Source organism: Bifidobacterium sp. ESL0769, assembly GCF_029395495.1.
Classification (GTDB): domain Bacteria; phylum Actinomycetota; class Actinomycetes; order Actinomycetales; family Bifidobacteriaceae; genus Bifidobacterium.
On record NZ_CP113918.1, the window covers coordinates 1,830,421 to 1,849,970 of the forward strand.

Genomic DNA, 19,550 nt, shown 5'->3' on the forward strand with positions numbered 1-19,550 from the left:
TAATGCAGTTTTCATATAAGTTGAAAAGCATTTTTAAACTTGCTATATTTTTATAAGAAGTTTAAAAATACTTTTTAACTTACGTAAGTATCTGAGGAACTATGATTGATAGGCCGCAATATCTCCACCACTTGGAGCAATGGAAAGACAAACCCGTCATCAAAGTAGTCACCGGCGTACGACGCTGCGGTAAATCAACCATTCTGGAATTGTTCGCCAACCGACTTGCTGCTTCAGAGATTTCACAAGACCATATCATCTCAATTAATCTGGAACGTCTCGAAAACGAACCACTGCTTGATTATCACCGGCTCCATCAATTCATCATCGATCGCTGCCAAAGCGAAGGTACGTACTATGTGATGCTCGACGAAATCCAAAACGTGCCGAACTTTCAAAAAGTTCTCGACAGTCTGCAGACTCGCTCCAATATCGACCTTTACGTCACTGGCTCGAACGCAACATTGCTGAGCGGCACACTTGCCACACTCATTTCAGGCCGATACGTTGAGATACCGGTCATGCCGCTTTCGTTCGCCGAATATCGTTCGGCCGCGCCTAAAGACGAATCGGCGCAGCGCACTTGGTCTCACTATATCCATGACGGTTCCTTCCCCGCGACCACAGAATTCAGCGGCGACGACACACTTATTCACGATTATCTGGAGGGCATTCTCAACACTATCCTCATCAAAGACGTCTCACAGCGCCTTGGCGGCACGCGCGCGGGAGCGGTGGAAGCGGTCACTCGCTTCATGTTCGACAATATCAGCGATCTCACTGCGGCCAAAACTATCAGCGACACCATGACTTCCGCCGGCACACGTATCTCGTCGCCAACAGTGGCGAATCTACTCGAGGCATTGTGCTCCGCGTTCATTCTTTACCCTGCGCAGCGCTATGACGTGAAAGGCAAGCGCATCCTCAAGCAGGAACGCAAATATTACGTTGTGGACATGGGCCTGCGCCGCATACTCGTTTCAGGAAACGTGCGCGACACCGGCAGAATTCTGGAAAACATCGTATTTCTCGAACTCAAACGCCGAGCGGGAACGGTGTACATCGGCCAATCCGCAGGAGGCGAAATTGATTTCGTCACCAACGGCACAGACGGCCCGGCCTATTATCAGGTTTCAGAATCGGTACGCGACCCCAAAACTCTAGAACGCGAACTCTCGTCGTTCCGTACCCTCGATGACAACTACCCCAAAACCCTCATCACCCTAGACGACGAACTCCCCACCAGTCACAACGGCATTCAACAGATTTACGCCCTTGATTGGTTGCTTAAACGATAATAAAAGTAAGCTACCAGCACCATATTTTGTTCAATTATTTAATTACGATTCACAGGTTGTAAACACGATTTTGCCTCGGCCATTGCCATCCGCAATGAGATAAAACCGAAAGCTCAAAATGAGGCAAATCGAAAATGCCTTAGACCTCAAGTAAGTGTTCAGATAAGGGTTACTCAAAAGCTAATTATTGCGACATCATTTGACCTTAAAAAAATAGCGTTCCATTCTATTCAACAATATTAGAACAAAATGGAAAATCGACTAGTATTTATTATTTTGAACAGCTAACGCACGTTTCCGATAACGATACATGACCAGCATTATCTCTAACCCAGCTGAACTTCGCTAATGGATACTCATTATGGCAGCTACTGCAAGTCTTAAATGGGATAGTATCATAGCTACTAATAGTTATTCGAACTAATTTAGTATTCTTAGTTGAAACGCGTCGATATTCATTAGAAGTTTCCCCTTCTTTTTTTGGTCTGCATTCATCACACCAAGATTGCATTATCACTTTGGGATCTCGATCCGCCCCCTCTTTTTTCTTATTCACATTTCTATAACCAAATTCAGATAGGGGTTTCTCTAAATCACAATTTACACAAAAACGTGTAGGCTCCACTCCGTTCCATCCTGAATATTTAATTTTCACTTCACTTTTATTAAGTTGCTCCAACTTAGCCTCCTATAAGAGAAATATTTAACTTTTCTCAAGAATACTTCAAAAAATAGATTCTGTTCATTATTCAAATCTAAAGACTCTGCCGAGTATCATCTTCTTGTTATTATTTACTGTCTTAACTTAAAAGTAATGACTTCGCAACTCGGTCCGAACCGATTCAGTCGCAACTTCTCCATAGAATTATTTTATTATTTAGCTAGGAATAGGTTGCTCATGAGACGGAAAAATTTATTAAGACCAATTGTGAAATGGGTTGGCGGTAAAAGGCAGCTACTTGATGAGATCGTACCTTCAATCCCAACCGATAAAACTTATGTAGAGCCATTCCTCGGTGGAGGTGCAGTATTACTTGCTTTGAAGCCGAAACATGCAATTATCAATGATGCAAACTCCGAACTTATTAACGTTTATACATGTGTTAGAGATGATACGGATGAACTAGTTAAAAGGCTTAAGGAACACAAAGAACAAAACCACGATAAAGGTGCTGATTATTTCTATGAGATTCGCGCCATGGATAGAAATGCGAATTATTCAAAAAAATCAAAAATCGATAAAGCCGCAAGAATAATTTATCTTAATAAAACCTGCTTTAACGGACTATACAGAGTTAATTCAGCAGGCCAATTCAATAGTCCATATGGGAGATACAAAAATCCTGACATCGTCAATGAAGTAGGAATAAGAGCACTGGCAAAGTACCTGCAAGAAAATGACGTAAAGATTTTTTCTGAAGATTATACAGAGGTTTTGGCAACACTTAATTCAGATTCTTTTGTTTATCTAGATCCGCCTTACATGCCGATTTCTAGTTCAAGCTCATTTACGGGATACACTGAGGGCGGGTTTAATTATCAAGCTCAACAACAATTAAAAGAAGAGTGCGACAAATTACATGATAAAGGAGTCAATTTTATCGAGTCTAATAGCGATTGCGAGGAAATAAGAGAACTATATTCTGAATACAAGATAACAAAAGTAAAGGCACGCAGGGTAGTTAATTCACGTGCTGATCGGCGAGGCGAAATTAATGAGGTGCTGATTTATGGGTAACAAATATTCAGCCGAGGAAGCTTGGAAACTTTTACTTAACGACTACAATATTAAAGATAAAGTATCTAGTAACGGTTATTTCGATATTTCTGCCGATATGATCCGGAAATATCGAGAACCTCGGCTAATGGCTAAATGGGATGCAACGGAAAGCCTACCCCCTTGTCTTCGCAACGCAAACTTGAACATTCTTCCAACCTCAAGGAAGGGTTATATAGTATCAGACATCAATTTGTATAAATCTTTCCCACCACAATCGCACGATCAATCGACACATTTAGATTTCCCGGAATTCGAATCCATCAGTCCTCAACAAATTAGTTCGGAGTCGGACGCCATCAACGTCGAAATCATCAGTCATATGCTCGATGATTTTCTTGGTACTCCTGACACCGTTGAGACTTTTAATGGTCGTATGGGTACAGATGACTTTGATTTTTATGTTGATCGATTTAGCGGTACCTCACTGCATGTCAATGTTGATCACGCACAGCTCGAAATTGATGGTGGCTTCGAAAATGACGAGTCCATAATTATCATGGAAGCCAAAAATGTACCACATCCAGATTTTCACATACGACAACTCTATTATCCATACCGTCGTTGGCTGAAACGTGTGCAGAAACCTATCAGGCTAGTTTTCTCTCAATACACTAATCTCATCTATCACCTATTCGAATATGAATTTACCGATCCAAATAATTATTCTTCAATTCATCTTGTCAATCAACGCTCTTACACCTTTGAAGACACAAGCATTACATCTGATGATTTAGCTAATCTTTATGAAGACACCACCGTTGAAACCGATGACAATCGTGAGGATCCGGCTAATCCGCCATTCATTCAAGCAGATAGATTCGAGCGGGTTGTAGCAATTCTTGAATGGCTCGATGACCCTTCCAGAGAAAGAGGAGTCAATTCTGAAGACGTTGCTGAGTATATGAATTTCGACAGGCGACAAGGGGACTACTACCTAGCAGCGGGTGAATATCTTGGCCTTTTTGATCGTTCTCGTCGTCAACATACCGTTTTGACACCTTTAGGGCATCATTTATTATCCCTGCCTTATCGCGAACGCCAGCTTGGTTTCGTTAGACAGATGCTGAAACACGAGATTTTCCATCGTTTATATGGTGAGATTATCGATAATGGAGATTATTCCAGTGTAGATGAGATTCAAAGCCTGATGACTGATCTCAATGTTTGTGCACCTGGAGCAACATTACGCCGTAGAATAAGCAGTGTGGATGGCTGGCTTCATTGGATTTGCTCTTTACCTGACATTACTGATACTGAGTAAAAGTAATATAGAACTCAGCAAACGGATGCAACAAGATTCTTTAATACCGGAATATTCTACATAGGACTTCTATTTATTATCTTGTAGAGCAACGACGATAAAGAAGGCTGCAAGGACAAACAACGATCGACCAAACTTGCAAACAAATGGGTATAACGGGCATGAACCTACAAGAGTATGCCCCCATTGCGGGGAAGAAAAGCCGTTAAGCGCATTCGGCTTCCGGAATATGGGAGACGACAATATCAGAAATCAATCTTGGTGCGTTTCTTGCCGTTCAAAAAGCTGACGCTTTTTCTCAATATTTGAAGAAATTTCCAAACATTGATGCATAATCCATTTGGGGGTGTCTCTACATTATAGAGACACCCCCAAATTAGTCAGAACTCAGCGATGACGGAACGGGCGACTTTGCCGCGCTTAGGTATAGTGTCTGGTCTTTGTGCACTTTTGGTTTGCAGCCCTGATCACCTGTGTGTGGCGTTTCAATCGGTAACGGCCAACAAGGTGAAACACTGTGCGAAGATGACCATGGCTGCAAACCAAAAGTGCACAACTTATTGTCCGCATCCCGCTGTCATTTTGCGTTCTATTAACACGCTGAATATATGCGATCCAATTTTACGAATTACTATTTGATAAATATTAATATCTAACAATAAATCTGTTGTATTATAAATCGGATACTTGCAAAAGCCCCGAAGATTATTTTCCCGCTTCGCTTAAGGAGAGTGCAAAATGGCAAATCCTAATAATAGAAAAATGATCATTGAGTTTCATCGATATGATTCTCAAAAAGGACCAATGCGTATTTGTCCGAAATGCCATCAAGAAAAACCTCTAAGCGATTTCGGTTTTAGAGATATGAATGATGGTCGAGTAAATCCAGTTACGAACCAGTCTCGATGCAAGAATTGCCGATAATAGACTTCAGCAGATATAGAGACTATTGTCTGTGAGCCCCTTACAAGTAAGGGCTCACATGAATATTCTTTTTTATTAATTAGAGAAACAAGAAGGTAGAACATGCCTGGTAATTTAGATCAATCAATGGATTACACTATGGTAGAACAGATTGCCATTAATTGTTTTGACTCATTCATGAATTCGGAAAATGACGTTCGGGTGGATCCAGCTTTGCTTACGGAAAAAGATAAAGCCCGATTTGGGTTTTATTTTTTAGTACTTTCAATAAAAACTGGAATTACTGAATTTGACGTACTCGACAATATGATCATCGATACTGATTATTTAGCGAAAATTCATGGCGTTCAAAATGATGATCTAGGGGTTGATGCTGTATATATAAATGATGAAGAGTCAACTATAAATCTTTTCAATTTCAAATATAGGGAAAATTATAAAAAAGGAAGCAGCCTGAGTGACAAAGTCGTCTTAGATGCTGGTAAATTTATTGCAGGTGTTCAAAATGGTAGCATGGATCTGTCTGGATTAACTGCCTGCAAAACTAAAACAAAATTACAAAAAATTCAGCAGATTTATGATGAGTCTAATCAAGATTGGTCAATGAACTTAATCTTGGTTTCTAATGAAGATAATGGTTTATCACAAAATGCCCGAGAGCACCAAAAATTATTCTTAGTAAAGAACCAAATTCATATCGACGGTTTTGTACTACCAGACATTGTAGATGCACTTGCGGAAAAACCAGGAACAGGAAATCGCTTAACTACAGCAAAAATTAGAGTAAAAAGCGATGAAATGATGAGACACATAGATAGCGCAACGGGCAATGTTTCTTATCTAGTTACACTAACCATGGCTGATATAATCAGAATTTTGGGTAAAGACTCAGATAAACGTTTGGATTGTAATATTGAAGAATACGGCAATCTTGAAAATGAGCATCTTGATTCAGGGTTTCTCTTTGAAAATGTTCGTGGGTTCTTGACTCGGAGTGACTACAATCAGGGCATTTTGAATACAATAAAAAATGATCCTTCAAATTTTTTCACCTACAATAATGGCATAACTATTGTTTGTGAGAAGGTTAGACAGGAAAGTAAAAATGGTAATAGTGTTTCGATCTTAACTATTCATAATTATCAAGTCGTTAATGGCGGACAAACTGTTCGGACTATGTTCAATTCAAATCAAGACGAATTTTCGGAGGAAAGATTAGCTCAAGTCCAAGTTCTAGCTCGTATTTTTACTACCGAAGACACAAACGTTCGTTCTAAGATTGCAGAATATACAAATAGTCAGAATGCGATATCACCGGTTGATCTTAAATCCACTGATCACGTCCAATTGCTAATTGAACAACGGCTTAAACTGGGCGGAATAACTTATCTTCGTAAAGTTGGAGATCTTTGCAAAGAAAATCCTAAAAATCAATCCATTAGCCTTGAACTGGTTGGGCAAATTTTATATGCAATCAAAAAAGATCCAAGTCGTGCCACTAATCAAAAAAAGAAAATTTTTTCGACTGAGTATAACAACCTTTTCCCAAATGACGACGGTAAATTCTTAGACAATGTCTTCCAATACTGTGAGGAATATTTTTCCAACAAAGCTACTTTTAAATGCACAAAGCAGGAGAATCTATACATATTGTATATGATCCATAATTCAAACCATGATATTGCTCCCGAACAAGCTTTCAAGATTTTAAAAAATGCTGAAAAGACTTACAAAGAAGATGAAGATATCCGGGCTCCTCGTAAACTAATTCAACCTGGCTTCAGAAAAGTTGTCGACTCAACTTTAAACATTGAGCAATAAAATGTCTTATCGGATTTTCTGATCAGTATCATTAATCAGAAAATCTACAGGGCAATAGACGACTCAATTATGTCTCTTTGTCCCCACGGAAACATATGCCTGTGAAGACAAAGAGGCGTATAAATTGTGCACGGAAAGACACCCGGTATATTCCCTCTTGCGGAGCAAAACAACAAGAGTGTAATGAGCCGTTCTTTCTGTTTAAATGAAATCAGAATTGACGAACCTGTAAACATGTCGGAAGGGCCCAACTCAATAGAGCTGAACCCTCCATTTAATTTAGCTGCATCAGAACTCGGTGATGACGGAGCGAATGACCTTGCCCTGCTTGAGCTGGACGTAGGCCTCGTCGATCTGGCTCAAGTTGATATGCTGGCTGACGATGTCGTGCATGTTCAGGCGTCCGTCGACAGCGAGGTCGGCGTACATCGGGATATCGTGCTTGATATTCGTCGAGCCCATCCAGACACCCTTGAAGCCACGCTGGTGAACCAGCAGATCGGCCGGGTTAATCTCGAGGTTGATCGTTGCATCGGGCTTGGCAAGGCCGATGCAATACGCGGTGCCATCAACGCCGAGCATATCCCAGCACTGCTTCATCGTGGACTCGAAGCCAATGGCCTCAAACGCCTCATCCACACCGCCGTTGGTGAGCTCGCGCACCTTGGCAACAGGGTCCTCCTTCTTGGAATTGACCACGTCGGTGGCGCCGAACTTCTTCGCGAACTCGAGCTTGTTGTCGAGCAGGTCGATGGCGATGATCTTCTTGGCACCACAAATGCGAGCGCCGGAGATGATGTTCAAGCCAATGCCGCCCGTGCCGACAACGGCAACGGTGTCGCCAGGACGAACGTGCGCGGTGTTGATTGCAGCGCCGGCGCCGGTGATGGTGGCGCAGCCGATGCAGGCGGCCTCGTCCCACTTCACCTCGTTGTTGACCACGGCAAGCTGGTTCTCATGAATCAGCGCCTTCTCGGCGAAACCACCGGTGCCGAAGGCCTGGGTGATCGGACGGCCGTCCGGGAAGGACAGACGCGGCTTCTCGCCGGGCTTACGGACGCACTCCTGCTGCTGCGAGCAGGACTGCGGATGACCGTTCAGGCAGTTGGCGCAATGGCCGCACACCTGCTCGAGTGAAGCGACAACATGGTCGCCCACCTTGATGCCCTGCACTTCGGGGCCCACGGCCTCGACGATGCCGGCGACCTCATGGCCGATGACGGCCGGGAACGGGAAGAACTGATCATCGTCCTCCACTAAATGCAAATCCGAATGGCACAGGCCGGAAGCCTGAACGTCCACCAGTACCTCAGCGCCGATGGGGTCGTCAATGATAATCTCTTCAGGCTGGGCGAATCCCTTGCCTACTCCATAGGCAACCGAAGCTTTGATTTTTTGTGGCATGGTTACTCCTTTTATTCTCGAAAATGTAACCTATCTCACATTACAATGGTCGGACTTCCATCAGCAAGCAGCGAAGAAACGTCGCGTTTCTGCAACATTTACAAACATTCGTAACGCAGAAAACTCACACAATATAAACAGTAAGCACACATAAATGCAAAAAATAAACCAGAATACGACATTATAAAATACAATATATAACCAGTCTAAATCTCAATATCACATGCAATAGAATCCCCGGCGGCAAACCCACCCGTCTCAGGTATTTGGCGCCTCTCCCTGATCTTAACCTCGATAAAAACAGTGAAGGGCGATATCCACTTACCGGAAATAAAAATGGGCCGGCTCCATACCCAAAGGCAGGAACCGGCCCATAGCGGGTAAAGCGGCAATCGGATATAAATCCAATTCCAATTAGCGCTTCACCAACGTGCCGAATTTCAGAACTCAGTGATGACGGAGCGGATGACCTCGCCCTTCTTCAGCTGGACATAGGCCTCGTCGATCTGGCTCAGGTTGATATGCTGGCTAATCAGGTCGCGTACATTCAGACGGCCGTCGACGGCAAGATCGGCGTACATCGGGATGTCGTGCTTGATGTTGGTCGAACCCATCCAGACGCCCTTGAGACCGCGCTGGTGAACCAGCAGATCCGCCGGGTTGATCTCGAGGTTGATCGTCGCATCGGGCTTGGCCAAACCGATGCAGTATGCATTCCCGTCAACGCCGAGCATATCCCAGCACTGCTTCATCGTAGGAGCCATGCCGATGGCCTCAAACGCCTCATCCACACCGCCGTTCGTCAGTTCGCGGACCTTGGCAACCGGGTCTTCCTTCTTGGAATTGATGACATCCGTAGCGCCGAACTTCTTGGCAAACTCGAGCTTGTTGTCAAAAACGTCGATGGCGATGATCTTCTTGGCACCGCAAATGCGAGCGCCGGAAATCATATTCAGACCGATACCGCCAGTACCAACGACAGCGACCATGTCACCGGGACGTACATGCGCGGTGTTGATGGTGGCACCCGCGCCGGTGATGGTCGCGCAGCCGATGCAGGCGGCCTGATCCCACGGCACCTCATTGTTGACGACAGCGAGCTGGTTCTCATGAATCAGCGCCTTCTCGGCAAAACCGCCGGTGCCAAAAGCCTGGGTAATCGGACGGCCGTCAGGGAACGACAGACGCGGCTTCTCACCCGATCTGCGCACGCACTCCTGCTGCTGAGAACAGGACTGCGGATGACCGTTCAAGCAGTTCGCGCAATGACCACACACCTGCTCGAGAGAAGCAACGACGTGATCACCGACCTTGATACCTTCAACTTCAGGACCAACGGCTTCCACAATGCCGGAAATCTCATGGCCGATGACTGCCGGGAACGGGAAGAACTGATCATCGTCCTCCACCAAATGCAGATCGGAATGGCACAGGCCGGAAGCCTGCACATCCACCAGCACCTCAGCACCGATCGGATCGTCAATGACGATATCCTCGGGCTGAGCGAACCCCTTTCCAATTCCATAAGCAACTGAAGCTTTAATTGTTTGCGGCATAATACACGCTCCTTTGCGTCTTTTACAGGTTACAGACGTAACCCGCAATTATTGCTTGCTTGAAAAATCAACCGGAATATGAGCGCTGATTATCCAGCGCAGCCCATTCCGCTGTCCCCAAGACGAACAACAATAATTATATTATAATTACTTTAAACAAAATAAAACAATCGAGGGAAGTGAATTTTGTCACTTTAAGAGAAATTCGTTCCAACTTCACCGGTATCGACGTCCCGAATGCAATGACGCATTTCCATCGATAAAACGATCTCGAAACAAACCGATGAAATATCGAATCCCGTCAAATTCCATACGGAAGAACACTTCTTTCATTCCCAGCCATAGGAAACCGCATCTTACCTTATTTCGCTTCTCAGGCGTAGGTGAAAGTCATCGGATCATGACCAGCACGGGTCGGGCCGTCGAGCGCATCAATCTGCGCGTGCTCTTCAGGGGTCAGAGCGAAGCCGAAGAGGTCGAGGTTTTCACGCTGACGATCCGTATGGACGGACTTGGGAATGACGATGGTGCCGTTTTCGATATGCCAACGCAGGATGACCTGAGCGGGTGAAACATTATGGGCTTGCGCGATGCGGGCAATGGTACCATCGCCAGCATTGAGATCGGCTCCGCGGGCCATCGGGGAATACGCTTCGACGGCGATGCCGTGCTCTTTGCAGAAGGCGACGACTTCACGCTGCTGCCAGGTGGGGTGCAGCTCAATCTGATCGACCGTAGGCCACTCCCCTGTTTCCCGATGCAAACGTTCAAGATGTTCCGGCAGGAAGTTGCAGACTCCAAGCGTGCGCACACGGCCCTCGTCGCGCAGCTTCATCAGTGCCTTCCACGTTTCGCCGGAGCGCCAGTTGAACGGCGTCGGCCAATGCAGCATGTACATGTCGACATAGTCAAGGCGCAAATCACCCAACTGTCGGTCAAAAGCCTTAAGAACGCTGTCGTAACCCTGCTCGGAATCCTTGAGCTTGGTGGTTACCCAGAGCGATTTACGCTTCTCGCCGGCATTAAAGCCAGTTTCCGCGAGCGCACGGCCGACACCAGGCTCGTTATTATAGCCCGCGGCGGCATCGATATGGCGGTAACCGACCTCGAGGCCAGACTTGACGACACTGGTCACGTCGTCGTCGCTGATACGCAGCACTCCAAGTCCAATTTGCGGAATTCTATTGCCATCGCTTAACGCGATATCAGGGATTTCCGTTGCTGTTCCTTTGGTTTCTTCAGCGTTCATCGACATTGCTCCTTTTGTCGTCAACTGGTACCCAGACTACTAGCCGACCACGTCCATATACCTAGAAGTGAACGATTTCCAGCATCCGTCAACGTCCGAGCAAGAAAATAGTTGCGGGAAACCTTCACTCAGCGGTCTTCCGGAACTGACAAGCATCCAGCCGACAGTGTAGACAGCCGATAATGAGGAGTCGACGGAATCAAACCCTGCCCGGCAAATCTAGAGCGTGATGACGCGGTCGGCAATCTGCATCGTGGAAGCGCGATGCGAAACCAGCACAATGGAGACAGGGCGTTCGTTGGCGAGCGTATTAATCGAATGTAAGATGACTGATTCGTTCAAAGCGTCGACGCGGCTCGTGGGTTCGTCGAAAAGCACCAACGAAGCGCCGGTCAGGAAGATCCTGGCGAGGCTGATGCGCTGACGCTCGCCTTCGGAAAGCCTGGAACCGAGCTCGCCCACTTGGGTGTTCAAACCGTCCGGCAACGCCTCGATGACCGTATCGATGGAAGCGCGTTGAAGCGCCTGATACATCTCGGAATCCGTGGCGCGCGGGTCTGCGACCAACAGATTGTCTCGAATCGTGCCGTCGAAAAGATAGGTGTCCTGATCCATCATCGTCTCGACGCGGCGACGATAATGCGCCTCGACATTCGGCAACGGCTCGCCGGAGAAATCGACGGAACCTTCTTGCGGATCCCAGTAGCGCATCATGAGTTTCAGAATCGTGGATTTGCCGTGTCCGGACGGGCCTTGCACACCAAGTATCCCTGAATGCAACGTGGTGAAATTGAAGTCTTTCAATACCAATGCCGAAGCGGGAATGGAGGTCGAACCGGCAGAAGAAAGCGGGTAGCCAAAAGTCACGTCTTTAAGCGAAACGGTTTCGAATTTCGGCTTGTCCTTTCCGGTTTCCTCGACCGCAGGCACTTCGTCGAAGAGGGCAAACATACGTCTGGCGGCGGCCAACGGCTGGTTGAGATTACCAGGCAAATCGCTCAAGGCGAGGGTCGGGCCGAACGAACTGAAAATAATCATGACCGCGACCACGCACATGGCCATCGAGACGGGATCGGCGGTAACGATACCGAACATGACCCTCACCGCGATAAACGTGGCGACGATGACCGAAACCGCGCCGAGCCCCCCGAACACACCGTCTTTACGGCTCAGCCTGCTCTCGAAAAGCCAAAGATTCTTGTCTTCGGCGATGATATCGGTCAGGCGGCGACGGCCTTGGTTGAACCTGATGATCTCGTCCATACCGTGCATGTCATCGACGAGCCTGTCACCAAGTTTGGCGGAATCGTTGCGAATTCGGGCACCGATTCCGCGCACGTTGCCCGCATAAAGACGCGGCAGCGCAACGCCGACAAACAGATGGGCGACAATCAGCAACAGCGCGAACCAAGGGTCTAAGGTGAAGAGCGCTATCGCGATCACCACCGAAGTCGTCAGCGCGATAATCACCGGTGAAATGGCGTGCGCGAAAAAGGTCTCCAACAATTCCACGTCGGAAGTCACCAGCGTGGTCAGGTCGCCCTTGCCCCGCCGCGCGAGTTTGGCGGGTGCGAGCCGACGAAGCGCTTCGAAGGCCTTGGAACGGAAGAGCGAGACCACGCGGAAACTCATTTCGTGGTTCATATATTCCTCGGCATAGTGCATAAGACTTTTAGCAATCGCACACACGGCGGCGGCAATGAGCGCGAAGGCGACGTTCACATCCCAGACGGGATGACCGAAAACCGCCATCAGCGCCAGCACGCCGAAAACAGGCATGAAGGTTTCCGCAAGGCGCTCGATGGTCCCGCAAACGCTTGCGCCCACGACGAACGGCGTCAGGCGACCGACGCAACCAAGCAGCCTCAGCGTCAGATGGAACGTCCCCATCTGTTTGTTCTCGCCGTGTGGACGGTTCGCGACATCGAGTATCGCTTCACTTTCATCGTGCCGTTTGGCCGGCTCGTAGGAACGCGTGCCATTGGAATGTCGGCTCCCGGCAGCGGCAAGAGCGGAATTATAGAGACCGGACGAAGCGACTCCGGATTTCCTCGTCGAAGTCTGGGTAACTGCAGATGCGGCACGTTTGGCGGAACCCACCGCCGCTTTGAGCGTTGCAGTATGGGTGCGCGCGGCTTCGGTTTTCACTGATTTACCGGCAGTAGCAGCCAAGCGATGGCGCGTCTGATGCCCTTGTTGCACCTGCGTTTCCGAAGACTCGGGGTCTCGAGTCTGGGAGGAACGATTGCCAAAATCATCGAAATCATCGTGACTCTGATAATCGAGCAACGCAAAATCAAACGGCCTGCGCACCTTGGGGTTGGCTGGCTGCGGCTTGGCGTAGGCACTCCCCCAGCTGTTGCGGTGCGAAACGTGCTCAATCGACGCCTGGGTTTCGAACATCGTGGCGTAGCGACCGCGGCTCGACATAAGTTCATCGTGCGTGCCGCTTTCAACGACCCGTCCGCCATCAAGAACGACAATATTATTCGCGTCACGTGCCTGTGTCAGACGATGAGTGATGACGATGACCGTTCGTGTGCGGGCCAAGTCACGAATCGCCACGTCAATCAGCGCTTCGCTTTCCGCATCGACGCTGCTCGTCGCCTCGTCAAAAACATAAATCGGGCTCTCGCGCAACAAAGCTCTGGCAATGGCCAACCTCTGACGCTGCCCGCCGGAAAGGTTGCTGGCATCCTGTTCGATACGCATATCGAGGCGTTGCGGCTGGGAATAAACGAAATCGTCAATGTGAGCGCCTTCGAGGGCAAGCCACATTTCGTTGGCCGTGGCATCGGGCTTGGCCATCAGCAGGTTTTCGCGCAGGGAACCGGTGAAAAGGTGGCTGCGGGAATCGACCAGCGTGACCGCGTCGCACAGCGAACGATTCTTGAGGCTGTGCAACTCGCAGCTTCCCACGCTTCCCAACACCCTGTAGCCCAAACGGATAGAACCCTCATAGTCGTTGCGAGTGCCGGCAATCAGCGCGCCGACAGTGGATTTGCCGGAACCGCTCACCCCGACGATGGCGGTGAAGCCGTTCGCGCGCGCGGTGAAACTGACACCATCCAAGGCTTTGTGGGCTTCCGAATTGTTACTATCATCGGAGTCGGCCACGTTCTTTGCGGTAGTGTCACTATTCAAGGCATTGTCATTCTTGGAGACAATATCTTGAATGGAGGCACTGCCATTATCGCCTGCCTCGCTATCGACGACAGAGGCAATCGGTTTATACGTATAATCGACGTTGCGGAAGGTGATCGAGCAATCCTCCACACCCTGCGGCAAAGCCGACTGCCCATCTCCGGAAACCGGAACGTCCAGCATCGCATAAATCCGTTTGATCGCCGCCACGCCGTTCATCGCGGTATCGGAGCAAGAAGCGAGCTTGCGCAACGGCACGAAGAAGCTGACCGAAAGCAGAATAGCCACCAAAGCCGCGGGCAGCTTCAGATGCCCAGTGGCTACCTGCCAGACAATGATGGCGATGCCACCGGCCGTCGCCCCGAAAGAAACCAGATCCAGAGCCAGGCGCGCGCGAAGTTCGAGATGAAGGACCTTCATGGAAGTCTTGCGAAATTCCTCTGACTTGCCATTCATGCGTTTGGCGGCAGCTTCGTCGGCATCGAAGGTCTTGAGCGTCTCCAAGCCCTGAACATTGTCGAGGAATGTGGCGCCCATATCGGTGTAGGAGTCCCAGTATTGATTGAACACTCGCGATGTCGCCACCGACACCCACCAGACGATGCCGACGATAATAGGAACGCAGACCAACAGCAGTGCCGCTGTCGGTGCGTTCAGTGGCAGAACCGCGACGAAAAGGGTCAGTGGCGCAAGAACTGCGAAAACGAGTTGCGGCAGATAGGCTTCGAAGAAACTTTGGATATGGTCGACACCCTCACCCAGCGATTGCACCACATCGGCGGTTTTAACATGCTCGGAATAAGTGGGTCCCAAATCAAGCATTTTGTTATACAAACGTTCTCGTAAAGCGATCTTGACGCGTTCCGAAGCTTCAGTACCGAAGAAATGAGAAGCGCGAATGGCCAGATATTTGATGATCGCCACCATGACCAGCGCAAAAAGGAAGGCCGAATAACCCTGCGGAACCGCCTGGAAATCATGTAAGAGCTTTTTTACTACCGCTGGCTTGAGGTTGTCGTTGGCGGACGTGAGCACAGGGAAAAGATTGCCGAGTAGCCCTACGGCGATGAACGCAAATCCGATATCGGCGAGCAGCGAAACCCAAAGGCTCAGCACTTTCGCTGCGACGAACGCGCCACTGCGCGGAACGAGGGTGAAGAGCCGACGATCGAACATAAAAGCACCTTTCCAGCGGCGATTCATGGCTCATACATCAAAGGAAATAAGATGGTGCATTCCACGAAAACGCCTATTACACAATACTGTAGGCTGAATACGATGCTATCTCGAAGCGAAATTCATTACAAAAGCACTAAATTTATAGGCTTGCAGCGTTAACGAAACTGGTGAAAATGATGGCAACACTCGTCGAGCGCCGTGTCGCGTCAATCAATAAAATCACCAATCCATTCTCTGTAAAGCATTTACGGTCGCGTCGTCTGCCGCACGATGAGCTTGGACTTGACCTTGAGCAGTTCGGGGCTCGTAATCTCCCCGTGAATTCTGCCGATGATCCTCTCCACGGCGGTGGGAGCTGTCCAATCCAGGCAAGAATCCATGGTTGTCAGCGGAGTCTGCAGGTAGGCGGATTCCTCGATGTTATCGAAACCGATAACCTGCACCTGGCCGGGAACCCTGATGCCGCTAGTCGCCAGCGCGAAAAGGGCGCCGAAAGCCAGCTGGTCATTCAGCGCAATCAGGCCATCAAACGGAACGCCAGTATCAATTAGCTGATGCGTGGCGCGAACTCCGGCGCTGATGGTCCAATCACCGGGAGTGACCCCGACAAGCGCCGGATCAAGTTGACGCCGATGCCGGCGACATTCCTCGACAATCCCCTTCATTCGCAACTGCGCGTTACCTTCTGCCGCATTGCGCAGCTTTTTCGCGTCCAACGCTTCGCGCGCACCGATAACCGCAATACGCGAACTCCCGTGATCGAGCATGTACGCGGTCGCACTTTCGGCGGCCTGTATATCGTCCGGGGTCACGTGGTCCGCACGCCGCCAAGTGGTGCGCGAACCGACCACAACGAGCGGATAGTCGACATCGAAATCTTCCGGAGAGATATCCTCAAACTCGCTCATGGAGAGAATCATCCCGTCCGAAACGGTGGGATTGAACGAATGCAACACGTCGCGTGCACCTTTTGCCGAACCCTCCGCGTAGGTGGTGACATAGACCGAATAGCCGTGTTTGCGGGCTTCATCGATCACGCGGTTGGCCAATCGCGCGAGATACGGCGGCGTCAGCGACGGCACAGCAAGAGTAATAAAACCGGTAAGCCCGCGATTCAGGTTGCGGGCGGCGATATTGACCCGGTAACCCATGTCCTCAATGACGGATTTAACCCTTTTCCTCGTAGCATCGGTCATACGACCCGTGCCATTGATGACGTTCGACGCCGTTTTCAGCGACACCCCGGCGACCTCGGCGACACTGCGCAACGTAACGTGCTTGTGATGCGCGCTGAAATCATGGTGCGTTCCGTTGTGCGACATTTCATATCCCCTTTGCCTCGTTTTTAATGTATCACATTCCCTGTCGTCTAGTTATCAGTATCCCATTGCGCTCAAGAATATAGGCATTCTCTGCGGGTTTGCGCACGACATCCTCGCCCTTTTTAAGCCACTGCGATTCGCTTTCGACATTTCGGGTATAGCCGCGATAGAGGAACAGGACATCGCCGTCGATATGCCCTACTTTGACCGATCCACGGCCACGGTTGAAGTAGAAATCGAAAACCTGCTTGTCGCTTTTCCGGCGGATATGGACCAGATCGCGATTTTCGCTCGAATTGTTATCAAAACCATCTTCCTTTTCGTAGATGATATGGTTTTGGTCGTGCATTTCGGTTTCGGCCTTGGCTTGGGCTTCGGAGATGGTATCGGCATTGATAGTATCCGATCCCAGATAGCCCTGAGAGAGCGCCGCTAACGCGTCACGATCCAAATCACAGCCGATATAGTATGCCTTCCCTTTGCCATATGCATTACATGTAATCGCTGGGACGCCTTCGAGCTCCCAATCCTTGGCCCCGCGTCCCTGATATCTGGCGAGCACGGCCGCCGAGTCGGCATGGGAACGAACCACGGTCTGCCATAGTTTCGAAATAGCTCCATTACTAAGAAGTAACGAATCCGGTTCACCCTCGATTGCACCGAGGATGTTGAATTCTTCGCCATTGATTCCGAGAACCTTGCGCAACAGACCATTTCCGGCACCCGGATAGCCTCCAAGCCCCACATGGAAATGCTCATCGACGAGGCCGGTAGCATAATCGACGATCGCCGTGCCACCTTGAGATACAAACCGTTCGAGACGCCGGACCTGCTCGTCGGAAAGCAGCAGGATACTTGGCAAAATTATGGTCTTATAATCACTGAAATCGGCACGTAACGGCACGACATCAGCACGATGCCCAGTGTCCAGAAAAGCGCTGTACCATGCCGAAACATCATTCCAGTGGCTGAGTTTTCTGCTTGGCAGCGTCTTGCAGTTCACCGCCCACTCGGATTCGGCGTCGAAAAGGATGGCCGTGTCCGATTCCTCGAGCTCGCTGCCCTGCAAGCCAGCAGCGGAAAGCATATCCAATACCTTGCCCAGCTCGCAGACTTCACGGAACACCTTGGTTTCTTCGCCTGCGTGCGGGACCATCGCGGAATGGAAGGTCTCGGAGCCAGCCTTCGACTGCCGCCATTGGAAGAAATTGATGGCGTCGGCCCCCATGGCCACATGCGCCAGAGCATCACGAACCAATTCGCCGTCACGCTTGCGTGCATTGACAGGTTTCCACTGCACCGCCGAAGTCGAATGTTCCATCAGATACCAAGGTTTACGCAGCGAAATTGAATCGACCAAGGCATCGCCGCACAGCAAGGAGTCAAGATGTTTCACGCCCGGCTCGAAATATTGATCATTGGAGACGAAATCCACCTCGTCGCTCCAATCGGCATAATCCATCACGCATTGATTGGTAGCCACCATGAAATTCGTGGTGAACGGTTTATCAGGGTAGATTTCGGCGATTGCATCGCGTTCGGCCCGATAGAAATCCTTCAGGGCCTCGGAGCCGAAACGTTCGAAATCCAACTGAAGTCCGGGATTGACCATCGTCTCGTCGCCGGGGTGCATCGGCAACTCAATTTCGTCGAACGAACGTACCTGCTGCGACCAGAACGCGGTGCCCCAGGCGTCGTTGACGGCCTCGATGGTGCCGTATTCCCTTTTGCACCACTTGCGGAAGGCGTGAAGCGAGTTTTGCGAGTAGTCATGCCGATTGTTCCAGCCGTATTCGTTGCCAACATGCCAAGAGACGACGTAGGGATTGTCTTTATAACGTTCGGCCATTTTGCGGCACAGTGCCAGCGCGTATTCCTGGAACACCGGGCTTGACGGGCTCCACGACTGCCTCGAGCCGGGATGGACGATTGTGCCATCGGATTCCACGGGAAGTACTTCGGGATGCAATTCATAGAGCCACATCGGAGCGGTCGCCGTGGCGGAGGCCATATCTATGGCGATGCCAGCCTTGCCGAGCTTGTCGACGATGCGGTCGAGCCAGTCGAAGTCCCAAGTATCCGGAGCGGGCTGAAGGCGCCCCCAACTGAAAATCCCTAAAGCCACGACATTGACACCTGCCTCTTTCATCAGGCGAATGTCGTCGTCCCAGACTTCTTCGGGCCATTGGTCGGGGTTGTAGTCGCCGCCATAGGCGATGCCGCGCCCATCAGACGTCAGCAGTTTCGGCCATCGGAATTGACGACGGGGCCCCCGGCCATCGCGGCTAAGAGTTGTCGTATTACGAACAGACATAGTAGTTGGTTCCTTATTGATGATTAGCCGGTTGGGATAAAGCGGTATTCCGGAGTTACTAGTTGCAGTTTGGTTTGGCCAGGCTGATTTGTTTTGGCCGGACCGGCTGGATTGTTCGGCTAGTTTGGCTACTTGACTTGCTTGACTGACTTTGCTTTTTGTTTGATTTGCTTCGTTAGGTTTGATTGGTTAGGTTTGTTTTACTTTGGTTCACTCAGCTATTTTCGTTGACAAAATTCACTCCTTTGTAATAGCGGAGAAGAACGTCGGCAATGCCACGATCTTCTCCACTCATGTA

Annotated in this window: 11 protein-coding genes; 4 read left to right on the top strand and 7 right to left on the bottom strand. The window is 49.4% G+C overall.

Going from position 1 to position 19,550, the window contains the following annotated elements:
- The first annotated feature begins 101 nt into the window (after positions 1-101).
- Positions 102-1,298 (top strand): ATP-binding protein, encoded by a 1,197-nt coding sequence (locus OZX72_RS07300; RefSeq protein ID WP_277158039.1) that lies wholly within the window; start codon positions 102-104, stop codon positions 1,296-1,298.
- Between the two features lie 271 nt (positions 1,299-1,569).
- Here the strand turns inward: OZX72_RS07300 and OZX72_RS07305 are convergent, their stop codons facing one another.
- The gene (locus OZX72_RS07305) at positions 1,570-1,977 is read right to left on the bottom strand and encodes a hypothetical protein (RefSeq protein ID WP_277158040.1); all 408 of its coding nucleotides are present in this window, start codon (positions 1,975-1,977) and stop codon (positions 1,570-1,572) included.
- A 219-nt stretch (positions 1,978-2,196) separates the two neighbouring features.
- On the opposite strand from OZX72_RS07305, the gene OZX72_RS07310 reads away from it, so the two are divergent.
- The 3 genes from OZX72_RS07310 (at position 2,197) to OZX72_RS07320 (ending at position 7,084) form a co-directional block, all read left to right on the top strand.
- The gene (locus OZX72_RS07310; protein ID WP_277158042.1) at positions 2,197-3,036 is read left to right on the top strand and encodes a DNA adenine methylase; all 840 of its coding nucleotides are present in this window, start codon (positions 2,197-2,199) and stop codon (positions 3,034-3,036) included.
- Positions 3,029-4,339 (top strand): hypothetical protein, encoded by a 1,311-nt coding sequence (locus tag OZX72_RS07315; protein WP_277158043.1) that lies wholly within the window; start codon positions 3,029-3,031, stop codon positions 4,337-4,339. Before OZX72_RS07310 ends, OZX72_RS07315 begins: the two co-directional genes overlap by 8 nt.
- 1,062 nt (positions 4,340-5,401) lie before the next feature.
- Positions 5,402-7,084 carry an AIPR family protein gene (locus OZX72_RS07320; protein WP_277158044.1) on the top strand — a complete coding sequence of 561 codons (1,683 nt, stop codon included), beginning with the start codon at positions 5,402-5,404 and terminating at the stop codon, positions 7,082-7,084.
- 288 nt (positions 7,085-7,372) lie between these two features.
- Here the strand turns inward: OZX72_RS07320 and OZX72_RS07325 are convergent, their stop codons facing one another.
- The 6 genes from OZX72_RS07325 to OZX72_RS07350 form a co-directional block, all read right to left on the bottom strand.
- Positions 7,373-8,488 (bottom strand): Zn-dependent alcohol dehydrogenase, encoded by a 1,116-nt coding sequence (locus tag OZX72_RS07325; protein WP_277158046.1) that lies wholly within the window; start codon positions 8,486-8,488, stop codon positions 7,373-7,375.
- A 440-nt stretch (positions 8,489-8,928) separates the two neighbouring features.
- A complete protein-coding gene (locus OZX72_RS07330; RefSeq protein ID WP_277158047.1) occupies positions 8,929-10,044 on the bottom strand; it encodes a zinc-binding dehydrogenase in 1,116 nt (371 codons plus the stop codon).
- A 373-nt stretch (positions 10,045-10,417) separates the two neighbouring features.
- Positions 10,418-11,299: an aldo/keto reductase gene (locus OZX72_RS07335; RefSeq protein WP_277158048.1), complete on the bottom strand. Its 882-nt coding sequence runs from the start codon at positions 11,297-11,299 to the stop codon at positions 10,418-10,420.
- Positions 11,300-11,512: 213 nt separating this feature from the next.
- Entirely contained in the window at positions 11,513-15,613 is a 4,101-nt protein-coding gene (locus OZX72_RS07340) for an ATP-binding cassette domain-containing protein (protein ID WP_277158049.1), read from the bottom strand.
- Between the two features lie 248 nt (positions 15,614-15,861).
- Positions 15,862-16,938: a LacI family DNA-binding transcriptional regulator gene (locus OZX72_RS07345; RefSeq protein ID WP_277158050.1), complete on the bottom strand. Its 1,077-nt coding sequence runs from the start codon at positions 16,936-16,938 to the stop codon at positions 15,862-15,864.
- 31 nt (positions 16,939-16,969) lie between these two features.
- Positions 16,970-19,252 (bottom strand): beta-galactosidase, encoded by a 2,283-nt coding sequence (locus OZX72_RS07350; protein WP_277158051.1) that lies wholly within the window; start codon positions 19,250-19,252, stop codon positions 16,970-16,972.
- Positions 19,253-19,550: the final 298 nt, after the last annotated feature.